This is a genomic window from Geobacter psychrophilus, from assembly GCF_056821595.1.
In genome coordinates, this window is the sequence record NZ_JBXDTU010000004.1 from 2,005,864 (window position 1) to 2,018,496 (window position 12,633).

Below are 12,633 nucleotides of genomic sequence, written 5' to 3' on the forward strand. Positions count from 1 at the left end.
GTACCTCGACATGAAAGGGCTCTGCTTAGGTTGGCCAATCCCGTGGGTGGTGTCCGACCGGGCCATAAGGCTCACCAGCTCTGGGTACACCGGGCAATGATGCTGCGAAAAATCTCTCCTATCTGAAAAGTTGTAACTGTTTTGTTTGTTTCCTATATGGCTGCAACATGCTTATTTGCTTTACTTTTATCCGGTTAATCTACGCGCTGCTGACAGCATTAGTGCACATTTGTGGACACGTATCGAGTCCATGTTGGCTGTCCAGGAGACCGTCATTCAGCAATAACTGACGCTGTCGATTGAGTCTGTCTCTCTGGACACGTTCCCGCGATTCCCGGTCTTCTTCCGACAGCATTGATTCCGGCAGCGGCTTGAACAAGTGCAGAAACTGTCTGCCTTCTTCGCTGGCGCACCACTCACGGGCCGCTTGCGACTGTTCCTCTTCCCCTACGGTACGCTGGTGATCAATGGCCTCTTTATTGGCGAGGTTTTTCTGCTGGATTGCTTCCTGGTCCATCACCTGTTTACGTTGATCAGCCGCATAATCCTGGCGTACCGCACTGCGTATCAACCCGCCGGTGAGATCCTTCCGTGAGGCCATCAACAGGAAATTGCTGACAATAATCTCATCACCGGCCTCTGCCTCCTCAAGGGCGATCTGACAGGCGTCACGCTGAAGGGCTGGGGGAAGGGCTGTGATTGCTTCACGGACGGCCTGTGATGTGATCTGTTTTACAGAAAATCGAGATTTACCGGCAGCAGCCCTGCTTCTGCTTTTCTGGGTTATCTTCTGGGTAATCTCTGTATTTGTATCCCTCTGTAGACCCATAGCTATAGTACTGGAGTCGGATAGCTCTCCCTCTGCAGAGGTATAGCTATGGGTCTGCAGTACCATAGGGGTCGATATTTCACGTAATATCATAGTGTTAAGGCCGATATACATGGTGTTGGACATGCGCTGCCCCTTGACGACGATGGTTCTCAATTCCGTCCAGATCACTCCAATACGTTTCAATGCCTCCAGAGCAGCGTCCACATCATTCATGGACATGCCGAAATAGGCGGCCAGCGATCTTCGGCTCTGCTGCCACAGATCCGCTTCGAATTTTTGGGCACGTCCGATTACCAACTGGTTTCTCGGGTCAAGGACATCAACCGGTCGGTACATGTAGGTGATCCGTCCCAGGAGCAGTATGGCTTGATAGTAAGGTTTGTTCTTGCGCCTGACGTGGCTGAACCAGCTGTGATCGATCAGATCTCCCGTGGGGGCCCATCCCGCCAGGTCCAAAACAGCCTGACTTTTGATCTGGTAACTCATACCGCGAAACTATTGGGCATCAGCCGGCTCTGCCGTGACCATCTCATCAAACCAGGCTTCGATATCCGAGCGTCGATAGAAACGCCGGCGGCCAATGGTGAGCGACTTCGGCAGTTTCCCTTGCTTGCGCCAGTGCCACCAGGTCACGTTGGAGACCCCAAAGATCTTTTCCCGTAACGTCTTGTCTGCAATCAGTGGATCAACGATGCATCCTTGTGGTTTGTTCTTGGCAATGTGTTCAAGTGCCTGCTCAGCGGCTGCCAGATACATAAATTACCTCCGTAAAAATAGCTTGCTATCAATATATATCCTAACGTTAGAAAATCAAGCAAAAAAGTAATGCATCAAAAATAATTTTAGTGTATGAAATAAGACACTATGGAACGAAATGAACGACTGACAACAATCAGGATACTGAATGGCCTTACACAGGATCTGCTTTCGACTAGGAGCGGACTGCCCCGTGGGTCGATCAGTATCTGGGAGAAGGGCAACAACGCCCCTTCCCATGATGCGGTTCCGAAGCTTTCTGCCGCGCTGAACGTGCCGTCCGGCTATCTGATGTATGGCAGCCCGCCACTGGATGCGGCGGTCTGGCAACCTATGGTACCCGCACCGCGGCATTTACCCACGCTTGCCAAAGAGTTGGCCAACAACATGGCAGGCTTTTGCGAGGAAAACCAGATTACCCGGTTCGCCTGGTACCAGGGTGAAGATGGGCGGGTTATTTTTCTGGGGAAGGCGGACAGGCCATTCAGTTTTCTATTGCTACAGAAGCCGGAATTGGATCGATGTATATCAAAGGCCTTGGCGTCGCTGGAAGGTCACGAAATAAAAGGTCTTTATTTTTATCCACCTATTGATATTGGCTTTTTGGAGGAGATGGATGTTGAGCATCTGATGCGGTTTGTGCGTTTGGCTCAGAACAGCAACTTTGAGGTAGATGGCGATAGTATTACGACGGAGTTTTTGAAGACCAAGCAGAACCTGGGCCTTACCTCTGATTCAGAGTATAAAAGCTTCGCGACTAATGCGTACATTCATATGCGTACGGTTCTTGAAGAATTGCAAAAACCCTCGAAATGGCGTCCTGGCACACTTAATCCCCGATATCCCACGCTGATTGAAAATGAGTCGGCCATATTCGAAAGTCTTTTCGAGGTGTGTGAGCAGAAATCGTTTATCTGGACAGGCGAGTTGAATGAAGAGTTGGCTGATATGGTGAGGAAGTTTTTAAAGGCTCACGGGTACAAAGAGAAGAAGTAAAAATGTGTAAAAACACAACAGAGGTTCCACGAGAGGTTCCATAGAAGCAAAAAGGGGTTGCGCCGGTTGGCGTAACCCCTTGATTTGTATGGTCGGGATGACTAGATTCGAACTAGCGACCCCCTGCTCCCGAAGCAGGTGCGCTACCAGGCTGCGCTACATCCCGAAGAGTGTTTTTTCTAGCCCGTTCGAACCATTTTGTCAAGGGGAAAGACGGGGAATGCAGGCGGGTGTGGCCCTTGGAGAACCGAAGAGACAAAATAGCCGCACCCACCTGTATCAGATGTGCTGAACCCTCATAATCACGCCCTCCCATCCATTTCACCTGTGCAGATCCCCCTCCGAAATAGAAATCAAAATAGAAATCACTTTGTTGATCCACATCAAACTCCTGCGGCGATTATCGGACTAAGCTGGAATCATAACAGAGCGAGGAGGTCTTCAATGAATTTCAGCAATGGACTTGGCGAGAAAGCGATACAGGATGTGATGCAGGACTACCCCGAAATCGGCGAGATCCTCGCTCGTTTCGACATCGGCTGCACCACCTGCAAGGTGGGGATCTGCCTGCTGAAGGATGTGGTCTCCATTCACGGATTATCCACAGAAGATGAAGCGAAGATCGAACAGGAAATAAACGACAGCTTGGTAACAGGAGAAACTGATGAAAGCCGATATTTCCAGCACCCTGGTGGGCGAGCACCGTCTGATTCTGCGGATGATCGCTCTGCTTGAGAAGAATGCCCCCCAAACTGCGCAAGGAAACTACCTCAACTGGCAGTTCTATCTCGATGGAATTGACTTCATCCGTCAATATGCCGATCGCTTTCACCACGCCAAGGAAGAAGATGTCCTCTTCAAGGCCCTGATCGATAACGGCATGCCGAGAGAGCACAGTCCGGTGGCTGCCATGTTGATGGAGCATGATCAGGGGCGCAGTTTTGTCCGTTCCCTGGAATCAGCCGTTCACGGAGCGCAGGCCGGCCGCACGGACACCTGCCAGGCCATTGCAGACAACGCCCTGGGCTACGCTGCCCTGCTGCGTGAGCATATCAGCAAGGAGGATGACATCCTTTACCCGTTGGCGGAACGGGTCATTCCCGAAACCATGCGTGCCGGCATCCTGCAGGGGTATCAGAACGCCGAAGCCCAGGTAGCCCCGGAGTTTGGCGCGCGTTATGACGCCATTGTCACACGGTACGAGCAGGAATAGGCGTGATACGGGAGGACAGGATATGCTCACCACCAGCGAACTGGCAGTTACGGTGACCATCTGGGCCCTGACGGCCGGCGGCGGATTCTTTGGTACGCGTGCACGCCTGCGCAAAAAGAAATTGAAGTGTGAAGAGATAAAAATCGGGGAACAGGCCGGCAGGGTATTGGAAAAAGCAGACGTGCACCGGTAGCGCCGTTTAGTTATAATGTAGGCAATGTTGCCGTATTACAGTATCATCATCCCCTGGTCGAACCTTCTCCCGGAAACTCTCCAGAGGATAACACGCGGTGAAAACAAAGGGGAAACAATGTCACCTGATTTGAAACGCCTGCTGGAAGTCGCGCTTCCTGACTCCGTGGAGTGGGCTGGTCTGCGCTGGGTCCGTACCGCAGTGCGGGGCTACCGGGCCAAGGACGGTAAATTCGATTCGGCCTTCGATTCGCTGGATGAAGGCTGCATGATCGAAGTATTGCACCAGGGCCAATTCGGCTACGCCGCCCTGTCATCCCTGGATCCCGTCCAGCTGCGGGCCGCTGCAGAGCGCGCCCTGCAGCTGGCCAAAGCCGCAGCCCCCCGTGCCCTGTTCCGTTTCGACCTCGCGGTCAGACCGGCTACCATTACCCGCTATGCATCGCCCCAAATCCAGCATCCCGAATTAGGGGCCGACCTGCTCTCCAGGCAGGCCATCAAATACACGGAAGCCATGCAGATCTCGGATAAGATCGTTCAGGCCCTGGCCGAGGTCGACTCACGGGAGATACAGACCGAATTCGTCTCCACCTCCGGTGCCTCCACCAGTCAGCAGGTCCGGATCATCGGCTTCAGCATGCAGGCCATCGCCCGTGACGGCGGCCACACCCAGCTGCGCTCCCTGAACGGCCCCTCCAGCCGCATCATGCAGGGGGGCTGGGAACTCCTGGATTGTGCCGGGGGAGAAGTCGAGGCGTGCCGGATTGCCGAACAGGCCCTGGAGCTGCTCTCGGCCCCTGAATGCCCGACCATGACAGCCGACCTGGTGCTGGCCCCTGACCAGATGATGCTGCAGATCCACGAGTCCGTGGGCCATCCCCTGGAGCTGGACCGCATGCTGGGCGACGAGCGCAACTACGCCGGCTCGACCTTCGTCAAGCCCTCGGATATCGGCTCCCTGCGCTATGGATCCGACCTGATGAACATCACCTTCGATCCCACGCTTCCCGGTGAGGCCGCTTCCTACGGGGCCGACGACATCGGCAATCCGGCAACCAAGGAGTACCTCATCAAGGACGGCATACTCGTGCGCGGACTGGGTTCCCTGGAAAGCCAGCTGCGCTCCGGAAAACCGGGCGTTGCCAACCAGCGGGCCCAGGACTGGTTCCGGGCGCCCATCGACCGCATTGCCAACCTCAACCTGGAGCCGGGGCAGGACTCCTTTGAAGCGATCATCGCCTCGATCGAAAAGGGTGTCTTCATGGAGGCCAATCGCTCCTGGTCGATCGACGACTGCCGCAACAAGTTCCAGTTCGGCTGCGAATACGCCCGTCTGATTGAGAACGGCCAGCTGACGCAAACCGTCCGCAACCCCAACTACCGCGGCATATCCGCCACTTTCTGGCGCAACCTGTTCAGGGTGGGTGATGCCTCCAACTTTGCGGTCTTCGGCACTCCCAACTGCGGCAAGGGCGAGCCCAACCAGGTCGTCACGGTAGGCCACGCCAGCCCGGTCTGCGCCTTCCGCGCAGTGGAAATCTTCGGAGGTGAGGCATGAGCGCCCTGCATGATCTGGAAGCACGCTTCAACAGGCTCTGCGAGCTCCTGTTCCGGGAGCTGCGCAGTGGAGAGGCCCTGGCCATGGAGTTTGCGGGCGAGTCCAGCGAGTTCCTGCGCTTCAACAACGGCAAGGTCCGCCAGATCGGCCATGTCTACCAGGCAGAAGCACAGATCAAGTACTTCTGCAATGGCCGCACGATCTCTTCTGCATTCGAGACGACCGGGGATGATGCTCGCGATACCCGATTGGCCGCTGATGCCCTGAACGCGGCCCGGCGTGAGTCGGCCCTGCTGCCGGAAGACCCCTACCAGACCCTGCCAGCTGCAACCGACAGCTCCCGTGAAGTCTTCACCGGGCGTTTGCCTGATCCCGGCCTGATCCCGGACGAGATCCTGGGGCCGGCTGAGGCGATCACCCTGGCTGGTGCAGATTTTGTCGGCATGTATGCCCAGGGCGTCATCTGTCGTGGCGCGGCTACCAGTGCCGGGGCGCGGCACTGGTTCGCCACCGAGACCTTTAGCGTGGACTATTCGGCCTATCTGCCCGACGGAAATGCCCTCAAATCGTGCTACGCCGGCCGCGTATGGGACGGAGCGGAATACAGGCGGCGGTTGTCCGCCGCCCTCCCCAAACTGCAAGCCCTGGGCCGGCCGGAGCGGATCATCGCCCCCGGCGGCTACCGGGTCTACCTGGCCCCGGATGCCGTGAACGAATTAGTCCCGTTCTTCTCGTGGCACGGGCTCGGCGAGCGCGGCCTGCGGGAAGGGGAAAGCTCGTACCTGGCCCTCAGGGACGGACGTAAACGCCTGTCACCCCTCTTCCAGCTGACCCAGGACTTCAGCCTGGGTGTCGAACCCGCTTTCAATGACCTGGGGGAAGTAGCTCCCGCAAAGCTGCTGCTGATCGATGGGGGCACGCTGGCCAGCACCCTCGTCTCTGCCCGTTCGGCCAGGCAGTACGGTGTGCCTTCCAACGCGGCCCCCCCGGGAGAAGAGCTCCGCTCTGCAGTCATCGGCGCAGGTGAGCTGGACGAGGAGCAGGCCCTGGACGCTCTCGGCAGCGGTCTGTACATCTCCAACCTGCACTATCTGAACTGGAGCGACAACGACTCGGGCCGCATTACCGGCATGACCCGCTTTGCCTGCTTCTGGGTTGAAAACGGTCAGATCATGGCCCCCATCCGGGACATGCGCTTTGACGAAAGCATCTATCACCTCTTCGGCGACAAGCTGCTGGGCCTCACCCGCCAGCGTTCCCTGATCCCGGCCACCGGGAGCTACTACAGGCGCGACTTGGGGGGCGCGCTGCTGCCGGGCATGCTTGTGGATGATTTTACCTTCACGCTGTGAGGGAGTGCCCCCTGCTCTGACGCCGCTGATGCGCGGCACTGGTTACACCCCTCCCGAATCTGATATACTTTCTTGCAGGGAGTGACCCCTCGCCAGCCGCAACCGGCAGGAGGAAAAGATCATGTCATTGCCTCCGCAACTGCGTAAGATATCACCCAATCTATGGGAACTCCCGGTCACCTACAAAGAGGGCATGCGGGTCCCGGCCCGGATTGTCGCCTCGGAAGCGCTCCTGACGGGCATGGAGGCCGGCGTCTTCGACCAGGCCGCCAACGTGGCCTGTCTGCCCGGTATCCTCAACTATTCCTGGTGCATGCCGGATGGACACTGGGGCTACGGCTTTCCCATCGGCGGCGTGGCGGCTTTTGATCCGGAGACGGGCGTGATCTCGCCAGGCGGCATCGGTTTCGACATCAACTGCGGCATGCGCCTGGTGTTGACGACCCTGACCGAGGCCGAGGTGCGGCCGCGCATCCGTGAACTGGTGGACCAGCTCTTCAACGCCATCCCGACCGGGGTCGGCTGCAGCGGGTTCGTGCGCTGCTCACGCAGCAAATTCCGCCAGGTGATCGAGAACGGCTCCCGCTGGTGCCTGCAGAACGGCTATGCCCTGCCGGAGGACCTGGAGATGACCGAGGAGGGGGGCTGCTTTACGGGGGCCGATGCCGACGCCTGCAGCGACAAGGCTGTCGAGCGCGGCATCGACCAGATCGGTACCCTCGGTGGGGGCAACCACTACTGCGAGATCCAGGTGGCGCGGCCGGAGAACATCTTTGACGCAGCGACCGCCCGGGCCTTCGGCATTACCATCCCCAACCAGATCGTGATCATGTTCCACTGCGGCAGCCGCGGCTTCGGTCATCAGGTGGCCACCGATTATCTCCAGTCCTTTCTGCGGGTCATGACGGTCAAATACGGCATCAAGCTCTACGACCGGGAGCTGGCCTGCGCCCCCTTCCGTTCCCCCGAGGGGCAGGCCTACTTTGCGGCCATGAAATGCGCGGCCAACATGGGCTTCGCCAACCGTCAGGTGATCCTGCACCGCATCCGCGAGGTCTTCTCCCGGCTCTTCCACCGCTCGCCCGAGGATCTGGGGATGGGCATGGTCTACGATGTGGCCCACAACACCGCCAAACTGGAGCGACACCTGATTGACGGAGCAGAGCGGCAGGTGCTGGTGCACCGCAAGGGCGCCACCCGCTCCTTCGGGCCGGGCATGCCCGGCCTGCCCGCATGTTACCGGGAGACCGGCCAGCCGGTCATCATCGGCGGCAGCATGGAAACCGGATCCTACCTGCTGGCCGGACAGGCCAGTGCCGCCCCGACCTTCTGCACCACCGCCCACGGCAGCGGCCGGACCATGAGCCGGCACCAGGCCAAAAAGATGGTCAAAGGCCGCACGCTGCTGGAGGATATGGAGCAGCGCGGGATCCACGTGCGCACCGCTTCGTTCGGCGGTCTGGCCGAGGAGGCCGGTCTGGCCTACAAGGACATCGATCTGGTGGCACGGGTAACCGAAGAGGCCGGGTTGAGCAGAAGGGTCGTGAAACTGGTGCCGATCGGCAATATCAAGGGTTGATTCTAATGGAGTAATCCATGCCGTACCGCTTTACAGATGAAATCTCCACCGCCGATGTTGCTTTCGAGGCCTGGGGTGAGTCAGTGGAAGAGCTGTTCATCGCCTGCGCGAGCGCATTGCTGCGAACCATGACCGCCGCACCGGAGCAGATCGCCCGTTGCCAGGAGCTCTTGGTCCGGGTTGAGCACGAGGAGTTGGACCTGCTGCTGTTTGCCTTCCTGCAGGAACTGATCTTTTACAAGGATGCCCGCCGACTCCTTTTGCATGCCGATCGGGTGCGAATAGAGAAGCATGATGGTGCTTTCCGGCTGGAGGCGCATGTCAGCGGCGAACAGATCGATGCCGGGCGGCATCGCCTGCTGGTGGATGTCAAGGCGGTCACGCTGCACCGCTTTCAGGTTGTGTGCGTGGACAATCTCTGGCAGGCGGTTGTGGTGCTGGATGTTTAGTATGGTAGAAATCAGTGCGGGGGGTCACCGCCCGCAGCTGCCAGCGGAAAACCCCTGAGGAGGGTATGCTGGGCGCCCTGGGGGGTCAAGCGGCTCTGGAACAGGCTGAACTCCTGCACAAAAAAGCTCGGGAGTTTCAGTTTCTGCTGCTGATCAAGGAATGTGTCAGCCGCTCGCGGGAGCGCCATTTTGAGCCGGGCCAGGGTGATATGCGGGGAAAACGGGCGCTCCTCCTGGGGGATGCCGCAGGCCAGCAGCGCTGCACGGACCTTGGCGGCCAGCTGCTGCAGGTGCGCTTCCGGCTGCAGTCCGATCCACAACACACGCGGTCTCCTGCGGTCGGGAAAGCCGCCGGTTCCGGAAAAACGGAGCCGGAATGCAGGTGAGTGAATCCGCGCGAGTTCCACAATCAACGGCCCAAGCATGTCCTCTTCCACTTCACCCAAAAAGGCCAGGGTCAGGTGAATCTGCTCCGGCGGCACCCAGCGGGCGCCGGGAATATCCACCCGCAGGCGCCCCGTAGCGCTCTTGAGTTCCGCGGGCAGTTCTATGGCAATAAAGAGTCGCACACGCCCCTCCTTGATCCATACCTCTCTCCATACAAACATGTTACTACAGATTCATTGTCCTGAATAACGCAGTTTTCTCGGGGTCGTACGTGCCCCGATGAGCCCGATACGGATTCTCAAGCCCACGCCGTTTCCGGCACGTGTTGATCCGGGTAATTAATTGCAGTCATGATCCGGCGGCTTAATTAGATTGTATTTTTACCAACTGTTCGCTAATGTAAATAGACAGCAGTGATATATGAAGAGAGAAGGTAATGAAATGAGAACGTTTGATAAGACCATGATTACTCCCGATGACGTTCACAAGAGATTGAGGATCCACCTTGACGACCATCGCTTTTTTCTGCGCGATACAAGCCCGGGAAGCAGTCAAGGCAGCTCTTTTGACCTCACGGAGCAGGTCAAGGAAATGGTTGATTATCACCAGGACAATGGCAAGGTTGCATTCTCGGATTGGGTATGGTGTGATGTTAAAAAGATTGCCAGCAGTAAAACTACCTGGATGCCGGATATCCAAAACGAAACGGGTGCTTTCGGGGCCTATCGTCAGACGTTCAACCGCTCGGATATTGCCGTGGTTTTGACCTAGATTATATTGATAGTGTGTAGTTCGGAGTACAACATTTTGAGAAGATTTATCGTAGTGATGCATGTTGATATTTAGTTACAAGCTGCGCTTCTGGTTACTGGCACGGCAACTGTTTTGTGATAATTGTTCAATGACCCAGCTGGTATTGACCTGCCAGCTGGGAAAAAAAGCCTACGGTGCCAGTGTCAAGGATATGCCCGGCAGCATTCAGGATAAAATCCAGCTGGTTATACAGGAAATTAATCGCCGCATCATGCGTAATGAACGCTGGGCAGAGGTTGAATACTGATCGCGATCGCCATCAGTTCCATCAGGTAATGAAGGTCCCACCAACGGCTTGTCCTGCTGATCAACCAAAGGACACAAGCAATGACAGAGCAGGAATTTGCACATAACCAGGCCGGCGCTGAATGCTTCCGGCGTTACTCAAGCCAGCCTGATATTTCGTACTGGGAAGGCTATGAGCGTGGACTCCGGCGGAACCATCACGGCGAAAAATCCGGAACCGAGGAAGAACATTCGCTCTGGATGGTTCTGGTGAGTGAAACCGGGGATGAACTGCGCCGTTTCCGCGGTATCGGCTACCGGGCCGGCTTTGAAGGCCTGCCGGTTGCGGAAGCAATCAAACATCTACAGGTCACTGTAGCAAAGCGCCTTGCCGCTGTTGCGGCCGGATCCGTCCGCTCCGCGGCCAAAGCCGCAGCAGCCAGGGAGAACGCCAAACGGCCGCGCCCGAATGCCCAGGGGAAAAAGAAACCGCGGGCACCCAAGGAGGCGTCTTTGAATACCGCTTTACGGATGGGTGAACATCTCGGTGTCGGCACGGGGGTGTATCTCGGAGAATTCCACGGCTGGGGTCCGGTGCTGATTGATACCGATACGTGGGTGATCTATTCGAAAGAGTCATATTCCAACCTGTCAGAATTGGCCGCAACCACCAGGCCAGCTCTCCCCAAATCCACATCGGCCCTCAGCTGGTGTCGATGGGCAAAAAAGGTATTGTCCGGTGTGGTCTGTATCGGGACCTTCAAGGAAAACCCGCTAAACTGACCGTTCGCATGAAACAACCATGGTATTCGGCAATATCATTGAATTGCGTGCAGGGAATATGCAATTATTTGGGTAAGCCTGCAAAACATCTGCAGGTGCAAGATGCTCTTAACCTGGTTGGGTCCAGCAAGATCAGCATGTATGGTGGATAATTGAAAAAGGGCTTAACCGCACGGTTAAACCCTTTTTTTGATTGACTCGGCAGATGAGGGGCACGGAGATGGAACAGGAAAATAAATACTTCGGTCTCGGCAAAAACGTCTTCTTCACGGGGCTGGTCAGTTTTTTCATGGACGTCAGCTCCGAAATGATCTATCCGCTGGTGCCGCTTTTTCTGGCCAATGTGCTGGGGGTCAACAAGTCCATGATTGGTCTGATCGAGGGGATCGCCGAGTCAACGGCCAGCCTGCTCAAGGTCTTTTCCGGCTGGCTTTCCGACCGCAACGGCCAGCGCAAGAACCTGATGCTGGCCGGCTATGCCATTTCGACCCTGAGCCGTCCGATCATTGCCGTTGCCGGTGTCTGGCAGCAGGTACTGGCGGCGCGCTTTATTGACCGGGTAGGCAAAGGCATCCGCACCGCACCACGGGACGCCATCATTGCCGAATCCGCCGAGACAACCCATCTGGCCCGCGCCTTCAGTTTTCACCGTTCCATGGACACCATGGGGGCGGTGGTCGGTCCCGCCCTTGCACTCATACTGCTCCAGCTTTACAACAACAACTACCAGATGGTCTTCTGGCTCTCGATGATACCGGGGACCCTGGCTGTGCTGACGATTATTGCCTTCATCCGGGATAAAAAAAGGACTGCCGTGGCCCCGGCGGATCGTCCCCGACTCACTCTCAAGCATTTCGACTGGAAGGTTAAATTCTTCATCGTGATAGCGACCCTGTTTGCCTTGGGGAACTCCAGCGATGCGTTTCTGATTCTACGGGCGGAACAGGTCGGCATCCCGATGGTGATGATTCCGGCCGTGTACCTGCTGTTCAATCTGGTCTACTCGCTTTCAGCGATTCCAGTGGGTATCGTAGCGGACAAATACGGCAAGAAACGGCTGATCCTGCTGGGGTTTGTGCTGTTTGCCGCCCTCTACTATGGTTTTGCTGTTGCCAGGAGCAGCACCTCAATCTGGCTGCTGTTCGGCGCCTACGGCCTGTTCATGGGGCTTACGGAGGGGATTCAGAAGGCCTTTCTGGCGACCATTATTCCGCCGGATTTCAAGGCCACCGCCTTCGGTGTCTACGCCACTGCCGTCGGGCTGGCCACGCTGCCCGCCAGCCTGATCGGCGGCCTGCTCTGGGACCGCGTGTCTCCGGCGGCCACCTTTTACTTTGGTGCGACCACAGCGGCCCTGTCGGCGATCCTCTTCATGGTGCTGATCGTGTCAATCAGGGTTTCACAGCGTTCGAGCGTGTCATAATCCATGTACGAAGCACGCCTGAGCAACAGGCAAAAACAAAACAGCATATTGCAATGACTGCGATGGGCCGGTATT

General features: G+C 57.0%; 15 protein-coding genes and 1 tRNA gene. 12 read left to right on the forward strand and 4 right to left on the reverse strand.

Going from position 1 to position 12,633, the window contains the following annotated elements:
- Positions 1–199: 199 nt before the first annotated feature.
- Positions 200–1,318 carry a hypothetical protein gene (locus ACOCF6_RS11670; RefSeq protein WP_482460552.1) on the reverse strand — a complete coding sequence of 373 codons (1,119 nt, stop codon included), beginning with the start codon at positions 1,316–1,318 and terminating at the stop codon, positions 200–202.
- 9 nt (positions 1,319–1,327) lie between these two features.
- Entirely contained in the window at positions 1,328–1,588 is a 261-nt protein-coding gene (locus tag ACOCF6_RS11675; RefSeq protein WP_482460553.1) for a helix-turn-helix transcriptional regulator, read from the reverse strand.
- Between the two features lie 108 nt (positions 1,589–1,696).
- On the opposite strand from ACOCF6_RS11675, the gene ACOCF6_RS11680 reads away from it, so the two are divergent.
- Entirely contained in the window at positions 1,697–2,584 is an 888-nt protein-coding gene (locus ACOCF6_RS11680) for a helix-turn-helix domain-containing protein (RefSeq protein ID WP_482460554.1), read from the forward strand.
- Positions 2,585–2,673: 89 nt separating this feature from the next.
- Here ACOCF6_RS11680 and ACOCF6_RS11685 read toward each other — a convergent pair.
- Positions 2,674–2,750 (reverse strand) — tRNA-Pro (locus ACOCF6_RS11685).
- Positions 2,751–3,028: 278 nt separating this feature from the next.
- On the opposite strand from ACOCF6_RS11685, the gene ACOCF6_RS11690 reads away from it, so the two are divergent.
- From ACOCF6_RS11690 to ACOCF6_RS11720, 7 genes are all read left to right on the forward strand, one after another.
- Positions 3,029–3,319: a hypothetical protein gene (locus ACOCF6_RS11690; protein ID WP_482460555.1), complete on the forward strand. Its 291-nt coding sequence runs from the start codon at positions 3,029–3,031 to the stop codon at positions 3,317–3,319.
- Positions 3,249–3,797, forward strand: coding sequence for a hemerythrin domain-containing protein (locus ACOCF6_RS11695; protein WP_482460556.1), 549 nt, complete (start codon positions 3,249–3,251; stop codon positions 3,795–3,797). The genes ACOCF6_RS11690 and ACOCF6_RS11695 overlap by 71 nt, the downstream gene beginning before the upstream one ends.
- Before the next feature lie 22 nt (positions 3,798–3,819).
- Positions 3,820–3,990 (forward strand): hypothetical protein, encoded by a 171-nt coding sequence (locus ACOCF6_RS11700; RefSeq protein WP_482460557.1) that lies wholly within the window; start codon positions 3,820–3,822, stop codon positions 3,988–3,990.
- Positions 3,991–4,107: 117 nt separating this feature from the next.
- Positions 4,108–5,547 (forward strand): TldD/PmbA family protein, encoded by a 1,440-nt coding sequence (locus ACOCF6_RS11705; RefSeq protein ID WP_482460558.1) that lies wholly within the window; start codon positions 4,108–4,110, stop codon positions 5,545–5,547.
- Positions 5,544–6,899: a TldD/PmbA family protein gene (locus ACOCF6_RS11710; RefSeq protein WP_482460559.1), complete on the forward strand. Its 1,356-nt coding sequence runs from the start codon at positions 5,544–5,546 to the stop codon at positions 6,897–6,899. Before ACOCF6_RS11705 ends, ACOCF6_RS11710 begins: the two co-directional genes overlap by 4 nt.
- 121 nt (positions 6,900–7,020) lie before the next feature.
- On the forward strand, positions 7,021–8,478 hold the full coding sequence (locus tag ACOCF6_RS11715; RefSeq protein WP_482460560.1) for an RtcB family protein: 1,458 nt from the start codon (positions 7,021–7,023) through the stop codon (positions 8,476–8,478).
- Positions 8,479–8,495: 17 nt separating this feature from the next.
- Positions 8,496–8,927: an archease gene (locus ACOCF6_RS11720; RefSeq protein WP_482460561.1), complete on the forward strand. Its 432-nt coding sequence runs from the start codon at positions 8,496–8,498 to the stop codon at positions 8,925–8,927.
- An 11-nt stretch (positions 8,928–8,938) separates the two neighbouring features.
- Here the strand turns inward: ACOCF6_RS11720 and thpR are convergent, their stop codons facing one another.
- A complete protein-coding gene (gene thpR, locus ACOCF6_RS11725) occupies positions 8,939–9,496 on the reverse strand; it encodes an RNA 2',3'-cyclic phosphodiesterase (protein WP_482460562.1) in 558 nt (185 codons plus the stop codon).
- A 238-nt stretch (positions 9,497–9,734) separates the two neighbouring features.
- Between thpR and ACOCF6_RS11730 the strand changes: the two genes are divergently transcribed.
- The 4 genes from ACOCF6_RS11730 to ACOCF6_RS11745 all read left to right on the forward strand — a co-directional run bounded on the left by ACOCF6_RS11730 (position 9,735) and on the right by ACOCF6_RS11745 (position 12,558).
- Positions 9,735–10,085 carry a hypothetical protein gene (locus tag ACOCF6_RS11730; protein ID WP_482460563.1) on the forward strand — a complete coding sequence of 117 codons (351 nt, stop codon included), beginning with the start codon at positions 9,735–9,737 and terminating at the stop codon, positions 10,083–10,085.
- A gap of 130 nt (positions 10,086–10,215) precedes the next feature.
- Positions 10,216–10,374 (forward strand): hypothetical protein, encoded by a 159-nt coding sequence (locus ACOCF6_RS11735; protein ID WP_482460564.1) that lies wholly within the window; start codon positions 10,216–10,218, stop codon positions 10,372–10,374.
- A gap of 80 nt (positions 10,375–10,454) precedes the next feature.
- Positions 10,455–11,135, forward strand: coding sequence for a hypothetical protein (locus ACOCF6_RS11740; protein ID WP_482460565.1), 681 nt, complete (start codon positions 10,455–10,457; stop codon positions 11,133–11,135).
- A 220-nt stretch (positions 11,136–11,355) separates the two neighbouring features.
- Positions 11,356–12,558 carry an MFS transporter gene (locus tag ACOCF6_RS11745; RefSeq protein WP_482460566.1) on the forward strand — a complete coding sequence of 401 codons (1,203 nt, stop codon included), beginning with the start codon at positions 11,356–11,358 and terminating at the stop codon, positions 12,556–12,558.
- Positions 12,559–12,633: the final 75 nt, after the last annotated feature.

Bases quoted from the DNA above. Each gene is read 5' to 3' on its own strand.
- ACOCF6_RS11670 (WP_482460552.1), bottom strand. From the start codon at position 1,318: ATGAGTTACCAGATCAAAAGTCAGGCTGTTTTGGACCTGGCGGGATGG.
- ACOCF6_RS11675 (WP_482460553.1), bottom strand. From the start codon at position 1,588: ATGTATCTGGCAGCCGCTGAGCAGGCACTTGAACACATTGCCAAGAAC.
- ACOCF6_RS11680 (WP_482460554.1), top strand. From the start codon at position 1,697: ATGGAACGAAATGAACGACTGACAACAATCAGGATACTGAATGGCCTT.
- ACOCF6_RS11690 (WP_482460555.1), top strand. From the start codon at position 3,029: ATGAATTTCAGCAATGGACTTGGCGAGAAAGCGATACAGGATGTGATG.
- ACOCF6_RS11695 (WP_482460556.1), top strand. From the start codon at position 3,249: ATGAAAGCCGATATTTCCAGCACCCTGGTGGGCGAGCACCGTCTGATT.
- ACOCF6_RS11700 (WP_482460557.1), top strand. From the start codon at position 3,820: ATGCTCACCACCAGCGAACTGGCAGTTACGGTGACCATCTGGGCCCTG.
- ACOCF6_RS11705 (WP_482460558.1), top strand. From the start codon at position 4,108: ATGTCACCTGATTTGAAACGCCTGCTGGAAGTCGCGCTTCCTGACTCC.
- ACOCF6_RS11710 (WP_482460559.1), top strand. From the start codon at position 5,544: ATGAGCGCCCTGCATGATCTGGAAGCACGCTTCAACAGGCTCTGCGAG.
- ACOCF6_RS11715 (WP_482460560.1), top strand. From the start codon at position 7,021: ATGTCATTGCCTCCGCAACTGCGTAAGATATCACCCAATCTATGGGAA.
- ACOCF6_RS11720 (WP_482460561.1), top strand. From the start codon at position 8,496: ATGCCGTACCGCTTTACAGATGAAATCTCCACCGCCGATGTTGCTTTC.
- ACOCF6_RS11730 (WP_482460563.1), top strand. From the start codon at position 9,735: ATGAAGAGAGAAGGTAATGAAATGAGAACGTTTGATAAGACCATGATT.
- ACOCF6_RS11735 (WP_482460564.1), top strand. From the start codon at position 10,216: ATGACCCAGCTGGTATTGACCTGCCAGCTGGGAAAAAAAGCCTACGGT.
- ACOCF6_RS11740 (WP_482460565.1), top strand. From the start codon at position 10,455: ATGACAGAGCAGGAATTTGCACATAACCAGGCCGGCGCTGAATGCTTC.
- ACOCF6_RS11745 (WP_482460566.1), top strand. From the start codon at position 11,356: ATGGAACAGGAAAATAAATACTTCGGTCTCGGCAAAAACGTCTTCTTC.